Below are 16686 nucleotides of genomic sequence, written 5' to 3'. Positions count from 1 at the left end.
GCTCCACAGGCAAAGATGGGGAAGGGGCGCTGATCCTGTTCATCGGATATTTGCCATGGTTCTCACGGCGGTAAGCGTCAAGCGACGCGAGTCGAGCGGCGCACCATTCTGAATGAGATTTTCCGAAAACAATCTGCCGACGCAGCGATACCGGGATCGTCGTCAGCAAGCGCTGCATCAGCAACAAGCTCGCGAATTACCTTTAATTTTGTTGACATGGAATTGTAATTGGAGTCGTAGCCGTCAACATTATTGAGATTGGGGAACAGTGGCAGATTCGGCAATGCGCGGATCAGATCCACTTGTCGTGACTGCAGATATCTTTCAATCAACGGACTCATAGGTGCGGGTAAGCGCAACCAGTTATCCGACACGCCGCAGGATGACGCTGAAAGGCTCCAACCTCCATCAGGCTCGCGCCTTAAGCGGTCGAGTGTGAACTGCGCACTTGGGGTACCAACTATTTGCTTTGCGCTCAGGTTGGTATAGCGCGCAAACCCGAAGTACATCAGCATCTGCAAGGCTTGGCGATGGTGATCGCGTGATGTCAGAGCATTCGCCAAAAGCCAGTCGAGCTGCCTCTCAGTGAGCACGACCGAGCTCTTACTCCAGTTAAGGTTCCTAAAGGCGCTAGAAAATCCATCGGCAGGATTGGCGCGCGAGCTACCTGTGGAGGTTAGGTAGAAGTCAAAGAACTGCTTGGCATGAAAAACCACGTGCGAAAAGGCATCGCGGGTGACGGGCTTCAGCAATCCATTTCTGCCGAGAGAACGTCGAAATAGCCGCCAATCTGGGTTGATAACCCAATCTTTGAACGGAGCCGAGAAGTCCTCCAAAAATCGATTGCGAAGGCACGCCGCCGTGCATTCCACAGGAGGATCGCAGTAGAAACTCAGGAACCCATCCACCTGTTGTTCGCCCCAGTCCAATAGAGGCTTCCGGCTATGAAAGCTCCAAAGCAACATAGCTTCCAGGCACTTGGCCAATTCGACGTACTTGAAGCCAGTGGGATTCGTAATTGCTCTGCGCTTGAGGAATTCCATGCAGTGCCAGGTACCAATGAATGGCTGAGCACCAGGAAATACCTTTTCCAGACGATCGCAGACGGCGATGGACTCGGGAACGTTGGTTCCGCGCTCAGGGCGCCATTGGCTGTAACCAGGGAAAATCGGAAAGAAGATGAATGGACGCATCGCCGTAGCCTCTAGGGAGGTATTATCAAGAGGTGCGATGTATCTGAGTGATATAGGTTTAGTTGCGGACTGAGGCTAAGTCAAATATCACCGTACTTTAATTGCTCTAGTCGGCGATTGGTGAATTGGCTCCTGAGGGTTTGGTTTCAGAAGCATCTCTAAGCGCATGAGGGCGAAAGGGTTCGGTGAAGGTTGACAACGATGTCGGTGAACGTTGACAAGGTCTAGCAGGAGGCGCATAAGGTAATAAATGATTTAACATAATATACATTACACGTAACAAGATGTTTCAGGATTAACCCGGTTACACGCCAGATTTCAATCCAGCGTCTTTTCCCTGAAACCTCACTTTTCACAACCGCGGCCTTGCCGGAAACTGGCGACCCTCAATCAGCGTCCCGCGTCAGCTTTTCAATCAGCGTGCGATGCTGTGGAAATCGCGCAATCAATTTCCGTCGATCAGCCATCTCCATGTCCGCAAAATCAAATCCCGGCGACACGGCTTCGCTGATTAATCCAAATCCGTGCTCACCCTCAAGCAATCGCGAAGCTTTCCAGATTCCACCAGGCACGTGCATTTGCAAATGCTGGCCTGCCAGAACGTCGTTACCCATCACCAGCGTTCGTAACTCGCCGTCACTGAGGATCATGCTGTACTCGACAGGATCGCCCAGATGATAGAAATGCAGGATGTCCGATTGGTTGAAATGAAATTGGCCCACTGGCGAGTCTTCAGTCAGCAAGTAATAGATCGAGGTCATCAGGTAACGTGGGCCACCGGCGGTTTGCAGCATGGCACGGTGATCTGCTTGAAAAGTCCTGCGAAAATAGCCGCCTTCGACATGAGGCTGCAGATCCAGCGCCGTAATCACATCCCCGACGCTTGTTTTCCCTCGATTCATGGCCCACTCCATTGATTTAAGGACAGATGCGACGATAGCTCTACTAAACGGCTATTTAGTGGAGTTAACAGTAGATTGGCGGATTTCGAAGGAATTACCCTTCTTTTTAGCGCGTATTTATTCAAGAAGGCAATATTTAACTAATATCTTCAGGCGCTGTTCTTACGCTTCAGCGTCTCGCTCGGCAGCTCTTTGAACAGCGCCCGATAACTGCTGGAAAACCGCCCCAGATGCCAGAACGACCAGTGCATCGCCACTTCGGCAACCGTGGTATCTGTCGGTGCGCGCTTGAGTAATTCGCGATGTGCGCTGTTCAACCGGCGCAGGCGCAACCAATGGCTTGGCGTCATGCCGGTGAAGTCCTTGAACGCATGCTGCAATTGGCGCAGCGAGACGCCCGCGACCTGCGCCAGTTCCAGCAGATTGACCGTTTCTTCCGGTGAATCGGCGGCCCACTCCCCTACTCGCTTCATGATCGTCCGCTCCTCGCTGCGGCGCTGCAAACCGCCACGATCCAGGTGCACGCGAGCGTTGTCGAGGATGAACAGGCAGTCCTCAAGCAACTGCTGAGTCAGGGCTTCCTTGCTGGGTTGATCAAGGGTTTGCGACAGCTTCGTGAGCGTCGAACTCAACCAGCGACTGAACAATGCGTTTTGTCCGCAATTGAGCGGCGCCATGAACAGGCCTTCGAGTTTCGCCACATCCAGCCCGTGCTGACGAACGAATTCCGGGCCGAACACCACGGCGATTTCCTGATAGTTCTCCGGGGTGATCCAGATGTTGCGGCTGTTTTCGTTGAGCAGATACAGCGCGTTGTCACTGCGATCGAAACAGAACGCCAAGGCCCCCGATGGCGCGCTGAAGGTCTGCTCGACCCGGGTGTTCATCTGCTCCTCGTACACCTGCACGCCCTGCAGATCCAGATAGCGGATCTGCCCGGCGAAATGCCCCGGGGACATCTGCTGGTAATGCTGGACCCAACCCGGCGTGGCGCGGATTTGTTCGGTGACATCAGCCGTATTGAAAGCCTGAACCTGTAGCGGATTACACGTTGTCATGGGAGCCCTTGCGCACTCTTTTGGTGCGCTTTGGTGCTGCTTAAAGTGGATAGATGGAACTGCAAGGCTCGCCCAAGATAGTCGTCAACGCGCCACAGGGGAAGGGGCGGAAGATGAAACCCGCCCTCCCCGGCGTCTATAAAACCAATAACGAGGTCTTTATGAATGCCCCTTTCGATCAGCTGTTCACTTGGCTGAAAGATCACAAGATTACCGAAGTTGAATGTGTGGTCAGCGACCTGACCGGCATCGCCCGCGGCAAGATCGCACCGACCAACAAGTTCCTGCATGAACGAGGCATGCGCCTGCCGGAAAGTGTGCTGCTGCAAACGGTAACCGGGGATTTTGTCGACGACGACATCTACTACGACCTGCTCGACCCGGCCGACATCGACATGGTCTGCAAACCGGTGAGCGACGCCGTGTATGTGATTCCATGGGCGATCGAGCCGACCGCCATCGTCATCCACGACACCTTCGACAAGTTCGGCAACCCGATCGAACTGTCGCCGCGCAACGTGCTGAAAAAGGTTCTGCAGCTGTACACCGACAAGGGCTGGAAGCCGATCGTTGCGCCGGAAATGGAGTTCTACCTCACCCAGCGCTGCGAAGACCCGGACCTGCCGCTCAAGGCACCACTGGGCCGTTCGGGCCGTGCCGAAAGCGGTCGGCAGTCGTTCTCGATCGATGCCGCCAACGAGTTCGACCCGCTGTTCGAAGACGTCTACGACTGGTGCGAGTTGCAAGGTCTGGATCTGGACACGCTGATCCACGAAGACGGCCCGGCGCAGATGGAAATCAACTTCCGTCACGGCGATGCGCTGGATCTGGCCGACCAGATCACCGTGTTCAAACGCACCCTGCGCGAAGCGGCGCTCAAACATAACGTCACCGCAACGTTCATGGCCAAGCCGATTGGCGACGAGCCTGGCAGCGCGATGCACCTGCATCAGAGCGTGGTCGACATCGAGACCGGCAAGCCGATCTTCGCCGATGCCGACGGCACGATGAGCGAGCTGTTCCGCCATCACATCGGCGGGTTGCAGAAGTACATCCCGAAAGTGCTGCCGATGTTTGCGCCCAACGTGAACTCGTTCCGCCGCTTCCTGCCGGACACCTCGGCACCGGTCAACGTCGAGTGGGGCGAAGAGAACCGCACTGTCGGCCTGCGTGTGCCGACCTCCGGCCCAGAATCCATGCGCGTGGAAAACCGCCTGCCGGGGGCCGACGCCAACCCGTATCTGGCGATCGCCGCGAGCCTGCTGTGTGGCTACATCGGCATGGTCGAAGGCATCGAACCGAGCGCCGCCGTCGAAGGCCGCGCCTACGAACGCCGCAACCTGCGCCTGCCGATCACCATCGAAGACGCGCTGACACAAATGGAAGAGTGCACAACCGTTGCCGGGTACCTCGGCAGCAAGTTCGTGCGCGGCTACGTCGCGGTGAAACGCGCCGAGCATGAAAACTTCAAGCGCGTGATCAGTTCGTGGGAGCGCGAGTTTCTGCTGCTGAGCGTCTGACTCCAGCACAAATCCCCTTCCTCCATGGCATGGCTTTTTGTGGGAGGGGGCTTGCTCCCGAAAGCGGTGCATCAGCCAGCTGTAATGTTGGAGGTACCGGCCTCTTCGGGAGCAAGCCCCCTCCCACAAAGAGCAGGGGAACAATGATCCATCTGAAAATCCAGAACCACCCGAAAACTCCAATAATTCCAAGAGGTGTCGATATGCGTCTATTGAAATCCATGGTTCCCGCCGCACTGGCGCTGTTGTGCAGCACCGCAGCCCTGGCCCAGCCCCAGGTCAGCGTCTACAACTGGACCGACTACATCGGTGAAACCACCCTCGCCGACTTCCAGGCCAAGACCGGGATCAAGGTGATCTACGACGTTTTCGACTCCAACGAAACCCTGGAAGGCAAGCTGCTTGCCGGCCGCACCGGCTACGACGTGGTCGTGCCGTCCAACCATTTTCTCGCCCGTCAGGTGAAGGCCGGCGCGTTCCTCAAACTGGATCGCGAGCAGTTGCCGAACTGGAAAAACCTCGACCCGAAACTGCTCGCGCTGCTTGAGAAGAACGACCCGCAAAACGCGCACTCGGTCCCCTACCTGTGGGGCACCAACGGCATCGGCTACAACGTTGACAAGGTCAAGCAAGTGCTGGGCATCGATCACATCGATTCCTGGGCGGTGCTGTTCGAACCGGAAAACATCAAGAAGCTGTCGCAGTGCGGCGTGTCGATGATGGACTCGGCCGACGAAGTGTTCCCGGCAATCCTCAACTACATGGGCATGGACCCACGCAGCGAGAACCCGGAAGACTTCAAGAAGGCTGAAGCCAAACTGCTGAGCATCCGTCCGTACATCACCTATTTCCATTCCTCGAAATACGTCTCCGATCTGGCCAACGGCGATATCTGCGTGGCGTTCGGTTACTCCGGCGACGTGTTTCAGGCTGCCAACCGCGCCAAGGAAGCCAAGAACGGCGTGAACATCGCCTACGCGATCCCGAAGGAAGGCGCCAACCTGTGGTTCGATCTGTTGGCCGTTCCAGCCGACGCCGCCAATCCCAAGGAAGCCCACGCCTTCATCAATTACCTGCTTGATCCGCAAGTGATCGCCAAGGTCAGCGCTTCGGTCGGTTACGCCAACCCGAACCCGCCGGCCAAGCAGTACATGGACGTGGCACTGGTGAGCAATCCAGAGGTTTACCCACCGCAGGAAGTCCTCGACAAACTGTATATTTCCACCACCCCGCCCCAGTCGATCATGCGTCTGATGACCCGATCCTGGAGCAAAGTGAAGTCGAACAAATGAATCAGTACAGCAAAGAACACGCCCGCTCCTATTACGCTGCTTCGGCCCGGGCAAGTACGCCCTGGCCGGTGCTCGACGGTGATCTCACCGCCGATGTCTGCGTGATCGGCGGCGGGTTCACCGGGGTCAACACCGCGATTGAGCTGGCGCAACGCGGGCTGTCGGTGGTGTTGATCGAAGCCCGGCGCATCGGCTGGGGGGCCAGCGGACGCAACGGCGGTCAGTTGATTCGCGGCATCGGTCATGAGGTCGAGGGCTTTGCACGTTACGTGGGCAACGACGGCGTGCGCTATCTGCAACGTGCCGGGATCGACTCGGTGAACCTGGTGCGCCAGCGCATCACCGACAACCACATCGAATGCGACCTGCGCTGGGGCTTTTGCGAGCTGGCCAACACCCCGGCGCAGTTCGCTGCGTTCAAGGACGAACAGGTCAGCCTCGACGAACTCGGCTATCAACACCAGACCCGCCTGGTTGGCCCCGAGCAGATCCGTCAGCAAGTGGTCAACGCCGACGGCTACGCGGGGGGGCTGATCGACATGGGCTCCGGCCATCTGCATCCGCTGGATCTGGTGCAGGGCGAAGCGCGTCTGGCGGCGTCTCTCGGAGTGCGCATCTTCGAGCAAAGCCCGGTGCTGCAGATCATCCACGGCGAAACCGTTGAGGTGCGCTGCGCCACTGGCAGCGTGCGCGCCGGCAGTCTGGTGCTCGGTTGCAATGCGCATCTGGATGAACTCGAACAGCAACTCAGTGGCAAGGTGTTGCCCGCCGGCAGTTACATCATCGCCACCGAGCCGCTGTCCGAGGCTCGCGCCGCGCAACTGATCCCGCAGAATCTGGCGTTGTGCGACCAGAAAGTCGGACTCGATTACTACCGGCTCTCGGCGGATAGACGCCTGCTGTTTGGCGGGGCTTGCCACTATTCCGGCCGCGATCCGGCGGATATCGCCACCTACATGCGCCCGAAGATGCTCAAGGTCTTCCCGCAACTGGCGGATGTGCGCATCGACTATCAGTGGGGCGGCAAGATCGGCATCACCGCCAACCGCTTCCCGCAGGTCGGCCGGCTCAAGCAGCAGCCGAACGTGTTCTACGCTCAGGGTTATTCCGGTCACGGTCTTAACGTCACGCACTGGTGCGCCAAGCTGTTGGGCGAAGCGATTCACGCCGGACACAGTCAGGGCATGGATGTGTTCAGTGCCGTGCCGCACATGACCTTCCCCGGCGGCCCGGCGCTACGTTCGCCGCTGCTGGCACTGGGGATGTTCTGGTACCGCCTGCGTGAACTTGTCGGCTGAACGCATCCCCCCTGTAGGAGTTGCCGCAGGCTGCGATCTTTTGATCTTGATTTTTAAAGATCAAAAGATCGCAGCCTGCGGCAACTCCTACACGTAACCAGCGCCTCGCTATTTGCTCTATCGCCAAGCACTTCTATATTGATGGAGTGCTTTTGCGTTCCTGACGCTCAGCATCCACAAAACCGAGGGGGACATGGATGAAGTCGTCAGCCGCCGATGAGCCACGAGCACCGGGCCAAGCGCCGATCAAGACGCGTCGTTTCAGCATTTCACTGGTGTGGATCGTGCCGATCGTGGCGGTGCTGGTCGGTATTTCGCTGGTGGTGCACAACCTGCTGCAGGAAGGCCCGACCATCGTCGTCAACTTCAAGACCGGCAGCGGTCTGACCGCCAACAAGACCGAGGTCAAGTATCGCAACGTGGTGATCGGTCAGGTGACTGACGTCGAGTTGAGCGCCGACCAGAAGAGCGTCGACGCCACGATCAAACTGGCCAAGCAGGCCGAAACCTTTACCCGCGAAGACTCACACTTCTGGGTCGTGCGCCCGCGCATCGGCGCCGGTGGCGTTTCGGGCATCGACACCCTGCTCTCCGGCGACTACATCGGTGCCGATATCGGCCAATCCGACAGCCGCGCCAAACACTTCAAGGGTCTGGAAAATCCACCGCCGATCACTTACGGCGAACCGGGCAAGCGCTTCATGCTGCACGCCCCGGATCTCGGCTCGCTGGACATCGGGTCGCCGGTTTACTACCGCAAGATTCCGGTGGGTCAGGTCGTCACCTACACCCTCAATCCCGAGGGCAAAGGCGTGGACATCGAGGTATTCATCCATTCGCCGAACGACGCGTTCGTCACCGAAAATACCCGGTTCTGGAACGCTAGCGGCATCGACATCAATGTCGGCGCCAACGGCTTCGCAGTAAAGACCGAATCGCTGTCGACCATGCTGGTCGGCGGCATTGCCTTCCGTGCGCCGGATTACAGCCCCAACGACGTTGCTGCCACGGACGACAAAGACTTCGAGCTGTTCGCCGATCAGCAGACCGCCCTCGCCCCGCCCAACGGCAAGGCGCAATACATGGTGCTGCGTTTCGATCAGTCGCTGCGCGGGCTCAAGGTCGATGCACCGGTAGAGTTTCTGGGCATGGAGATCGGCCGGGTCGTCGGGATCAACCTGGACTTCGACGCGAAAAAACGCAGCTTCCCGCTTAACGTCGGCATCGTCATTTACCCGCAGCGCCTGGGCCAGGCCTACAAAAAGATGCTGACCGAATTCAAGCACGATCCCAACGACGAAGCCGCCGGTATTCGTCTGCTCGGCACCTTCGTCGATAACGGTCTGCGCGCTCAGGCCCGCAGTGGCAACCTGCTGACCGGGCAGCTGTACGTTGCACTGGACTTCTTCCCGAAAGCCGAGAAAGTCGCGTTTGACCCGACGGCCCGGCCGGTGGTTTTGCCCACCGTGCCCGGCAGCCTCGAACAGTTGCAGGAAAAACTCGAAGCCGTGGTCGACAAGCTCAACAAACTGCCGGTCGAGCGGATTGCCGGCAACCTCGACAGCAACCTCGTGGAGCTGCGCAAAGGCCTGCAACAGTTCAACGCGAAAACCCTGCCGAGCGTGCAGACCACCCTGGCCGACGTCAGCAAGACCTTGCAGTCCGCCAGTTCGACCCTCGCCGAAGACTCACCGCAGCGCGAGAAACTCACCGAGACCCTCGACGAACTCGGACGCATGTCGCGGTCACTGCGTGAGCTGTCGGATTATCTCGGGCGCCATCCGGAATCGCTGATTCGCGGTCGCCCCGACAATGCCGCGCCGCTGGATCTGAAAGGACCGCCACGCAATTGAGCACAGGAGCTACCCCATGGCTTTACCGCTGAAGATCACCGTGCTCGCTGCGTTCATGCTGCTGGGTGCCTGCCGCAGCGAGCCGATCAACTTTCACACCCTGACGCCGGTGCAACTGCCGGCGTCCCGGGCCGGTGCGCAAATTCCCATCGAGGCGATCAGCGTGCCGCCACAGGTCGATCGCCCGCAAATTGTCATCCGTCAGGGCAACAATGGCCTGGCGATTCTGGAAACCCAATGGTGGGGGGCGAGTCTGGCGGATGAGTTGCGCAGCGCGTTGAGCGATCAACTGAGCAATACCGGCAGTCGCGGCACCGTTTCGGTGCGCATTGATGTGCAGCGTTTTGACTCGATTCCCGGACAATACGGGCTGATCGACGTCAAGTGGCGCCTGCGCCCGAGCGGTGCGGCGGACAATGCTCTGCTGACGTGTCATTCAACCTTGCAAACACCGTCCGGCCCGAGCATCGATGACCTGGTGGCCGCGCAACAGAACAACGTCAAACGCCTGGCTGCCCTGATCAATCAAGCGGCGGGCAATTCACGCACCTGTCCATCGGCGTCCTGAGTCGCCGCCGGTAGCGTGACGGTGAAACGGCAGCCGTTGGGTTCGCGAGTCACCAACTGAACCTGCCAGTGCTGATGGCTGCAGATCCGCTGCACCAGCGACAACCCCAGGCCAAGCCCTTCACCGCGCTGTTCGTCACCACGCACGAATGGCTGAAACATCGCCTGGCGTTTCTCTTCCGGAATACCGATGCCGCTGTCCTCGACCACGAAACTGTCCTTGAGCAGAGTCAACCGGACGAAGCCCTGATCGGTGTAGTGCCAGGCATTGCGCAACAGATTGCCCATGACCGATTGCAAGAACGTCAGGTCATAGCGCGTGCTGCCAGCCAGTTGCGGCTCGTAAATGAACTCCAGGCCCTTTTCGCGAATCAATCGCCCCCAGATTTCCACCTGGGCGTCAGCGATAGATTTGAGTGTGCAGGTGGATTCGGTGCCAAGCTCTTCCGGCTTGCGCGCCAGCATCAAGAAGGTTTCGACCAGTTGGCGCATTTCAGCGCTGGCCCGGGCAATGCGTTTGACCTGCTCAGTGGAACGTCGATCCAGCGAGGGGTTGGCCAGCAACAGCTCGCAGGAGCTGGCGAGAATCATCAGCGGTGTGCGCAGTTCGTGGCTCACGTCACTGGTGAAGAGCTTTTCCCGGTTCAGAGTCTCGCGCAACCGGCCGAGTGTCTGGTCGAAAGACAGCGCCAACTCCCCTACTTCATCATCGGCGTAATCCGGATGCAGGGCCGGCGCCAACGCGATCAACTGATCGCGATGACGTACCTGCCCCGCCAGGCGAATCACCGGCGCCATGACCTGCCGCGCCAGCAGCCTGCCGAGTGCGACAGCCAACATGACACTGAGGATGAACCCGACAATCACCACGACGAACAGCAGGTGCTCGCGTTGTTCGAAGCTTTCCTGATTGCGCAGCAGCACATACTTGCGTCCGCCGACTGCCTCGACCATGGCGTAGAAATCATCACCGTTGAAGGTGATCTCCTGAAACCCCAGGGGCAGTTTTGCCAGTTGCGGCGTCAGCGCCATGGGCCCCGGACCGTTCTCGAAAAAAAACAGTTCGCTCTTTTCCGGCTCATGGCGCCACTGGTTGATGTCGTCCATCGCCAGCAACCGGCGCAGTCCGCCGCTCAGGGCCGTCATGGTCAACTTGTGCTCGACGACATGCACCGTGGCCACAATGCCCATCGCGAAGACACCGGCTACCACCGCGCTCATCAAGGCGAACACAATCACGATCCGATTGGCGAGGCTTTGCTTGAGGTCCATCCGGTTCAATGACTCCAGTGCTGATGTCAGAGCTGCAAGGGGCGGCGCGACGACGTTGCCCAAAGCGCGCAGCTTCGCCTTGCCCGGCGCAGTTGTTAAGTGCTTCAAGCAAACAAAACGGCTATTTGAGTTTAGTTATCAAATAGCCGTTTCTGTTGATACCTGCGCCTCTCTCGCAAATTTTTCACATGTTCTTCACTGCGCCGCCACGACTCTGAACGTAGTGTTCAGCAGCCATTCAAGCAACCCGCCGTAAAGTACCTAACCTCCTGGAGCTTACGTTGCACTTTGCGTGTGAACTGAATGGAACTCGGGAATGACAAGGGGCAACGTCGTGGTTGAATTAGTACAAATACAATCAGCACCCAAGAGATCGTACCTCTCTCGTCCGCGGGCCTGGGTCGCCATCGCTGCCGGCGTGCTGGTGATCAGCCTGATTTGTGGCTTCGTCTGGCTGCAGCGTTCACCTGCCAACCTGCGTTATGTCAGCGCCTCTACCACACAGCAATGGGTGAAAGCCTGGCAGGCTGGCGAGGTCGTCGCACTGGTGCGCCACGCCGAACGCTGTGACCGCTCGAGCAACATTTGCCTGGGTCCGGCAGACGGTATCACCCAGGCAGGCAGTGTCTCCGCAGCCTCCGTCGGCCGGGCCTTTACGCAATTGGGAATGCAGCAGACCCAAGTGTTCACCAGCCCGCTGACGCGCACTGCGCAGACGGCTCATTACATGTTCGGTCGCGACGCAGTGGCGGCAGAATGGCTGGAAACCTGTGGCCCGACGATGCGCGATGAGTTGGTGGCGCACAAGACCCCGGGGCAGAACATGATCCTCGTGACCCACAGCGGCTGCATCGCCGATTTCGAAAGACAAACCGGTTACCCGCGCGCGGTCGCCACCGAATATGGCGGCGCGGTTTTAGCCCGTATAGATGCACAAGGAAAACTTGAAGTCATTGGCATCATGAACCCCGAAGGCTGGCAGCGATTGACCAAGTAACCAGCAAACTTAATCAAGCAACAAACAGCTCGGCCAATGCTCTGGCACAGGGTATTGGCGCCTATGAAATTGTAATAAGAAATGTTTTTTATTTTGAGCAACTGGACATATTTCATTTTAGAGCTTGTCTTCCCGAGGAGAACTTAAAGCTGGAAGCAGACCCGTTCTCTGAATACAGGACACGCCCTTCGGACGTGCTCGCTTCTGCATTCATTCAACCCAGTGCCGCGCCTGCAACGGAAATCGCCAGGCGCTTCACTGAAACGCACACTTTGTACTGCACCAAGGTCCAGTCATGACGTCTGAGAACAAACCGCTGCACCATGCAGCGTTGAATTTGCCGCGCCTCCACCAGAGCACCCTGGTCGAGCGCTTTGCGATACCCGGTCTGGTGCTGGCATTCGTGGTCTTTTATCTGCTGCCACTGATGACTCACGGTCTGTGGATTCCCGATGAAACCCGTTATGGCCAGATCAGCCAGGAAATGCTGCTGAGCGGCAACTGGGTGGCGCCGCACTTCATGGGCATCCGCTACTTCGAAAAACCGATTGCCGGCTACTGGATGATCGCCATCGGCCAGGCCATTTTCGGTGAAAACCTGTTCGGCGTACGCATCGCCTCGGCGCTCAGCACCGGCGTAAGCGTGTGGCTGGCCTACCTATTGGCCCGTCGCCTGTGGAACAACCCACGAATCAGCGCAGCGTGCGCCCTCCTTTATATGAGCTTCGGCCTGATTGCAGGTCAGGCCGGCTATGCCAACCTCGATCCGCAGTTCACCCTGTGGGTCAATCTCAGCCTGGTGGCGATCTGGTTTGCCATCGACAGCACCACCCCGCGCGCGCGCCTGGGCGGCTGGGCGTTGTTGGGCCTCGCTTGTGGCATGGGCCTGATGACCAAAGGTTTCCTCGCCCTGATGCTGCCAGTGCTGATCGCCCTGCCCTACATGATCTGGCAACGACGCTTTGGCGAGCTGGTGCGTTATGGTCTGGTCGCCGTTGCGGTGGCCGCTCTGGTCAGCGTGCCTTGGGCACTGGCCGTGCATTACCGTGAACCGGATTTCTGGCGGTTCTTCTTCTGGCACGAACACATCCGCCGCTTTGCCGCCGGCGAAGACGCACAGCATGCACGGCCATGGTGGTTCTATCTGCCGCTGCTGTTTGCCGCCACCTTGCCATGGGCATTGCTGCTGCCTTCGACGCTGTTGCGCACCTGGCGCGAAAAGCGTGACCCGAAAATCGCCTTCCTGGCTTTGTGGTTCCTGCTGCCCCTGGCGTTTTTCAGCGCGAGCAGCGGCAAACTGCCGACCTACATCATGCCGTGCCTGCTGCCATTGGCCCTGTTGATGGGCTACACCGTGATGAACTGGCTCGCTGACCAGAACGGCCGCGTCTTGCGTACCAACGGTGTGGTCAACGTGGTGCTGGCCGGCGCCGCGCTGGTGGCGCTGATTTATCTGCAAGCGACCCGTGAAATCTATGCAAACACCGAGATGTTCAGCCTGTCGCTGGCCTACATCGTATTGCTCGGCTGGATCATTGCCGGTTCGCTGCAAGCCTTGCGACCTCTGACGCTGTGGGCGATGCCGGCGCTGGGCATCGGCCTGCTTGTCGCGCTGCTACCCGCTGCAATGCCGGCGACCATCGTCAACAGCAAGATGCCGGATCAGTTCATCGCCGAACATCAGCAGGAACTCAGCCAGACCAGCTCGTTGCTGAGCAACGACCTGGGCGCGGCTTCTGCGTTGTCATGGCGCTTGCGCCGCCCGCAAGTCGACCTGTTCAACACCGTTGGCGAGCTCAAGTACGGCCTCGATGACCCGGCCATGGCCTCACGCAAGGTCAGCCTGGAAGGTGTTGGCCAATGGATGACCGAAGCGCGCAAGAAAGGCTCGGTGGGCGTGGTGATGCGAGTCAACAGCACATCGGACGCGCAACAACTTGAACTGCTGCCAATAGACGGCAAGCACTACCGCCGTGGCCAAATCGAAATCCTCATCTTCAGTCAGAGCCAGCCATGACCCAGACCAGGACTGAACGGAGGCAGTTGCTGCTTCTGCTGGCAGCGACTGCCCTGCTTTTACTACTGGGGTTGGGCAGTCGTGAGCTGTGGGGGCCGGAGACCCGTTGGGCCAACATCGCGTTGCAGATGCTGCAAAGCGGCGATTATTTCGACCCCTATCTCAAGGGCAGCCCGTACTACGACAAGCCGCTGCTGTCGTACTGGCTGATCACCGCCACCTCGTGGTTCACCGGCGGACTGGGGCATTGGTCGTTGCGTCTGTCTTCGGTGATTTCCGCGTGGCTCAGCGTGTGGCTGGTGTACCTGATCGGCGAGCAACTGTTTCGCAAAGGCACCGGGTTGATCGCCGGCTGGATGCTGGCGACCACGTTCTACTTCGTGTTCTGGGCGCGAGTCGCCACCGCCGACATCCTCACCGTTTGCGGTGTACTGGCGGCCGTCTGGTGGTACTGGCGTGGCCCGGATGACACCCGGTTCTGGCGCTACGTGGTGTTCTTCGGCCTGCTGTCGCTGACATCGCTGTTCAAAGGCCTGATCGGTTTCATTCTGCCGGGGCTGGTGCTGCTGCCGCACCTGCTCAGCGAACACCGCTGGAAACGTCACCTGAACCTGCGACTGCTGGGTGCTCTGCTGATCGCCGGGGCGTTCTACATGACGCCGTTCCTGTTGTCCCACCTCTACGGTGCGCCCAACTACGAACAGAGCGGCCTCGGCCTGGTGCTGCGCGAAAACGTCGTGCGGTTTTTTCAGCCGTTCGATCAGTTCGGGCCGATTTACACCTACTTGATCTACCTGCCGGTTTACACCCTGCCATGGGCACCGTGCTGGTTGATCGCCTTGTGGGTGGCCGCGCGCAACTGGAAGCACATCGAACCAGACACCCGCTGGCTGATTCAGGGGCTCGCGTTGCTGATGCTGTTCTTCACCGCGTGTGGCAGTCGCCGCAGCTATTACGTCTTGCCGTTGGTGCCCTTCGCGCAACTGCTGGGAGCCTGGTGGGTGACCCGGCGCATGGCCGCTCGCAACAGCGCAGGTCGTGGTCTGAAGATCGGCTTCGCCGTTACCACGGTGTTGCTCGCCGCGATCCTGGGGGTGCTTTACCCGTGGACCAACAGCGGCGGCGGTGTTATCCGCTTCGGCGAGCAGGTTCGCGAACAGGCCAGTCAGCAGGCACCGTTGAATCAATGGCGGATGGTCATGATCGAGGTCGACAACAAAGTGCCGATGTACCTGCAAACCGGTGGTGCACCGTTCTACTACGTACCGGAAACGATCCAGGACTTCCCGCACAATGGCGACACCGCGACGCTGATCGCCTGGCTGGAAAGAACCAGCGGGGAACATTGGGATCCGCAACGCACGATTTTCGTCGCGCAATACCGTTCCGGTGATGCCGTGCCACTGGATGCGCTGAAGGCTGATCACCAGGTCATCACCACCACGCCCACCTGTGGCGAGCAGCTATTCCACGGGCGTGAAGACCAGAGCGTGGCCTACATCCCCCACTCCTGAGCAATGACGTTAAGACAAAAGTGGAGAGTCGCGGTAAATTTGAATGGCAATGACAAGTATTAACGGCTTCTTTGACGTTTTTTTCTCATTTGCCACCCTACATTGCCGCGACTCGACACTTGCAAATCGTTCGCATTGTTTCCTGCGAGGGTTTGCTCATAACGTCTAAAAACAGGAGCTGCCCGAATGAATCCACGCCTTCCATCCTTCTTCAAGCGCGCATTGCTGGCCACCGCATTGCTCGGCACCGGGCAGGCGTTTGCCGCCGACTCGGTGGGTCTGGTGGTTTACAACGCGCAGCATGAAACGCTGACCAAGGCCTGGGTGGCCGGGTTCACCGAGGAAACCGGGATCCCGGTGACCATTCGCAATGGCGATGACACCGAAATGGGCAACCAGCTCGTGCAGGAAGGCGCCGCCTCGCCGGCAGATGTATTCCTCACTGAGAACTCCCCGGCGATGGTGCTGGTGGACAATGCCAAACTGTTCGCCCCGTTGGCGCCCGCGACCCTTGAGCAAGTCGATTCCGCCTACCGCCCGGCCCACGGCAATTGGGTCGGCATCGCTGCCCGTTCCACCGTGTTCGTCTACAACCCGAGCAAGCTGACTGAAAAAGACCTGCCCAAATCCCTGCTCGACCTCGCCACCCCGGCATGGAAAGGCCGCTGGGCCGCCTCCCCGGCTGGCGCCGACTTCCAGGCGATCGTCGCCGCCGTCCTGCAACAGAAAGGCGAAGCCGCCACGCTGGAGTGGCTCAAGGGCATGAAAACCAATGCAACCATCTATCGCGGCAACAGCGCGGTGCTCAAAGCGGTGAACGCCGGGCAGATCGACAGCGGCGTGATCTATCACTATTACAGCTTCGTCGATCAGTCGAAGACCGGCGAAAACAGCAACAACACCAAGTTGTACTACTTCAAACATCAGGATCCGGGCGCATTCGTCAGCACCTCCGGCGCCGGCGTCCTGGCATCGAGCAAGCATCCGGAGCAGGCGCAGGCGTTCGTCAAATACATCACCAGCAAGGAAGGCCAGGAAGTTCTCGAAACCGGCACCTCCTTCGAGTACGCCGTGGGCAAAGGCGCGCCGTCCAACCCGAAACTGACACCGCTGAAAACCCTCGATGCGCCGAAAGTCGACGCGTCGACCCTCGACAGCAAAAAAGCCGTCGAGCTGATGACCCAGGCCGGATTGCTCTAAGTG

13 protein-coding genes are annotated in these 16686 nt (G+C 58.9%); 9 read left to right on the top strand and 4 right to left on the bottom strand.

The window, feature by feature from the left end:
* Positions 1–77: 77 nt before the first annotated feature.
* From V9L13_RS06315 to V9L13_RS06305, 3 genes are all read right to left on the bottom strand, one after another.
* Entirely contained in the window at positions 78–1193 is a 1116-nt protein-coding gene (locus tag V9L13_RS06315; protein WP_338801886.1) for a hypothetical protein, read from the bottom strand.
* Between the two features lie 386 nt (positions 1194–1579).
* Complete coding sequence (locus V9L13_RS06310) at positions 1580–2095, bottom strand: cupin domain-containing protein (RefSeq protein ID WP_338801885.1); 516 nt, start codon at positions 2093–2095, stop codon at positions 1580–1582.
* 149 nt (positions 2096–2244) lie between these two features.
* Positions 2245–3153 (bottom strand): helix-turn-helix domain-containing protein, encoded by a 909-nt coding sequence (locus tag V9L13_RS06305; protein WP_338801884.1) that lies wholly within the window; start codon positions 3151–3153, stop codon positions 2245–2247.
* A 161-nt stretch (positions 3154–3314) separates the two neighbouring features.
* Here V9L13_RS06305 and V9L13_RS06300 point away from each other — a divergent pair, with 161 nt between their 5' ends.
* The 5 genes from V9L13_RS06300 (at position 3315) to V9L13_RS06280 (ending at position 9684) form a co-directional block, all read left to right on the top strand.
* Positions 3315–4673 (top strand): glutamine synthetase family protein, encoded by a 1359-nt coding sequence (locus tag V9L13_RS06300; RefSeq protein ID WP_338801883.1) that lies wholly within the window; start codon positions 3315–3317, stop codon positions 4671–4673.
* Positions 4674–4876: 203 nt separating this feature from the next.
* Positions 4877–5965: a polyamine ABC transporter substrate-binding protein gene (locus tag V9L13_RS06295; RefSeq protein WP_003224753.1), complete on the top strand. Its 1089-nt coding sequence runs from the start codon at positions 4877–4879 to the stop codon at positions 5963–5965.
* Positions 5962–7263 (top strand): FAD-binding oxidoreductase, encoded by a 1302-nt coding sequence (locus tag V9L13_RS06290; protein WP_338801882.1) that lies wholly within the window; start codon positions 5962–5964, stop codon positions 7261–7263. The genes V9L13_RS06295 and V9L13_RS06290 overlap by 4 nt, the downstream gene beginning before the upstream one ends.
* 197 nt (positions 7264–7460) lie before the next feature.
* On the top strand, positions 7461–9116 hold the full coding sequence (locus tag V9L13_RS06285; protein ID WP_338801881.1) for an MlaD family protein: 1656 nt from the start codon (positions 7461–7463) through the stop codon (positions 9114–9116).
* A 16-nt stretch (positions 9117–9132) separates the two neighbouring features.
* Positions 9133–9684 (top strand): PqiC family protein, encoded by a 552-nt coding sequence (locus tag V9L13_RS06280; RefSeq protein WP_338801880.1) that lies wholly within the window; start codon positions 9133–9135, stop codon positions 9682–9684.
* Here the strand turns inward: V9L13_RS06280 and V9L13_RS06275 are convergent.
* On the bottom strand, positions 9642–10955 hold the full coding sequence (locus tag V9L13_RS06275) for a HAMP domain-containing sensor histidine kinase (RefSeq protein WP_338801879.1): 1314 nt from the start codon (positions 10953–10955) through the stop codon (positions 9642–9644). The genes V9L13_RS06280 and V9L13_RS06275 overlap by 43 nt on opposite strands.
* Before the next feature lie 316 nt (positions 10956–11271).
* On the opposite strand from V9L13_RS06275, the gene V9L13_RS06270 reads away from it, so the two are divergent.
* The 4 genes from V9L13_RS06270 to V9L13_RS06255 all read left to right on the top strand — a co-directional run bounded on the left by V9L13_RS06270 (position 11272) and on the right by V9L13_RS06255 (position 16683).
* On the top strand, positions 11272–11952 hold the full coding sequence (locus V9L13_RS06270; protein WP_338801878.1) for a histidine phosphatase family protein: 681 nt from the start codon (positions 11272–11274) through the stop codon (positions 11950–11952).
* 295 nt (positions 11953–12247) lie between these two features.
* Entirely contained in the window at positions 12248–13969 is a 1722-nt protein-coding gene (gene arnT, locus V9L13_RS06265; RefSeq protein WP_338801877.1) for a lipid IV(A) 4-amino-4-deoxy-L-arabinosyltransferase, read from the top strand.
* Positions 13966–15483, top strand: coding sequence for a glycosyltransferase family 39 protein (locus V9L13_RS06260; RefSeq protein ID WP_338801876.1), 1518 nt, complete (start codon positions 13966–13968; stop codon positions 15481–15483). The genes arnT and V9L13_RS06260 overlap by 4 nt, the downstream gene beginning before the upstream one ends.
* Before the next feature lie 186 nt (positions 15484–15669).
* Entirely contained in the window at positions 15670–16683 is a 1014-nt protein-coding gene (locus tag V9L13_RS06255) for an iron ABC transporter substrate-binding protein (protein ID WP_338801875.1), read from the top strand.
* The last annotated feature ends 3 nt before the right edge of the window (positions 16684–16686 follow it).

Source organism: Pseudomonas sp. RSB 5.4, from assembly GCF_037126175.1.
GTDB lineage: Bacteria > Pseudomonadota > Gammaproteobacteria > Pseudomonadales > Pseudomonadaceae > Aquipseudomonas > Aquipseudomonas fluorescens_H.
Note: the sequence above shows the minus strand (reverse complement) of the source record. Positions and strands in the feature narration are given on the sequence as shown.

Bases quoted from the DNA above. Each gene is read 5' to 3' on its own strand.
- arnT (WP_338801877.1), top strand. From the start codon at position 12,248: ATGACGTCTGAGAACAAACCGCTGCACCATGCAGCGTTGAATTTGCCG.
- V9L13_RS06310 (WP_338801885.1), bottom strand. From the start codon at position 2,095: ATGAATCGAGGGAAAACAAGCGTCGGGGATGTGATTACGGCGCTGGAT.
- V9L13_RS06300 (WP_338801883.1), top strand. From the start codon at position 3,315: ATGAATGCCCCTTTCGATCAGCTGTTCACTTGGCTGAAAGATCACAAG.
- V9L13_RS06255 (WP_338801875.1), top strand. From the start codon at position 15,670: ATGAATCCACGCCTTCCATCCTTCTTCAAGCGCGCATTGCTGGCCACC.
- V9L13_RS06305 (WP_338801884.1), bottom strand. From the start codon at position 3,153: ATGACAACGTGTAATCCGCTACAGGTTCAGGCTTTCAATACGGCTGAT.
- V9L13_RS06260 (WP_338801876.1), top strand. From the start codon at position 13,966: ATGACCCAGACCAGGACTGAACGGAGGCAGTTGCTGCTTCTGCTGGCA.
- V9L13_RS06290 (WP_338801882.1), top strand. From the start codon at position 5,962: ATGAATCAGTACAGCAAAGAACACGCCCGCTCCTATTACGCTGCTTCG.
- V9L13_RS06285 (WP_338801881.1), top strand. From the start codon at position 7,461: ATGAAGTCGTCAGCCGCCGATGAGCCACGAGCACCGGGCCAAGCGCCG.
- V9L13_RS06315 (WP_338801886.1), bottom strand. From the start codon at position 1,193: ATGCGTCCATTCATCTTCTTTCCGATTTTCCCTGGTTACAGCCAATGG.
- V9L13_RS06275 (WP_338801879.1), bottom strand. From the start codon at position 10,955: ATGGACCTCAAGCAAAGCCTCGCCAATCGGATCGTGATTGTGTTCGCC.
- V9L13_RS06280 (WP_338801880.1), top strand. From the start codon at position 9,133: ATGGCTTTACCGCTGAAGATCACCGTGCTCGCTGCGTTCATGCTGCTG.
- V9L13_RS06270 (WP_338801878.1), top strand. From the start codon at position 11,272: ATGACAAGGGGCAACGTCGTGGTTGAATTAGTACAAATACAATCAGCA.
- V9L13_RS06295 (WP_003224753.1), top strand. From the start codon at position 4,877: ATGCGTCTATTGAAATCCATGGTTCCCGCCGCACTGGCGCTGTTGTGC.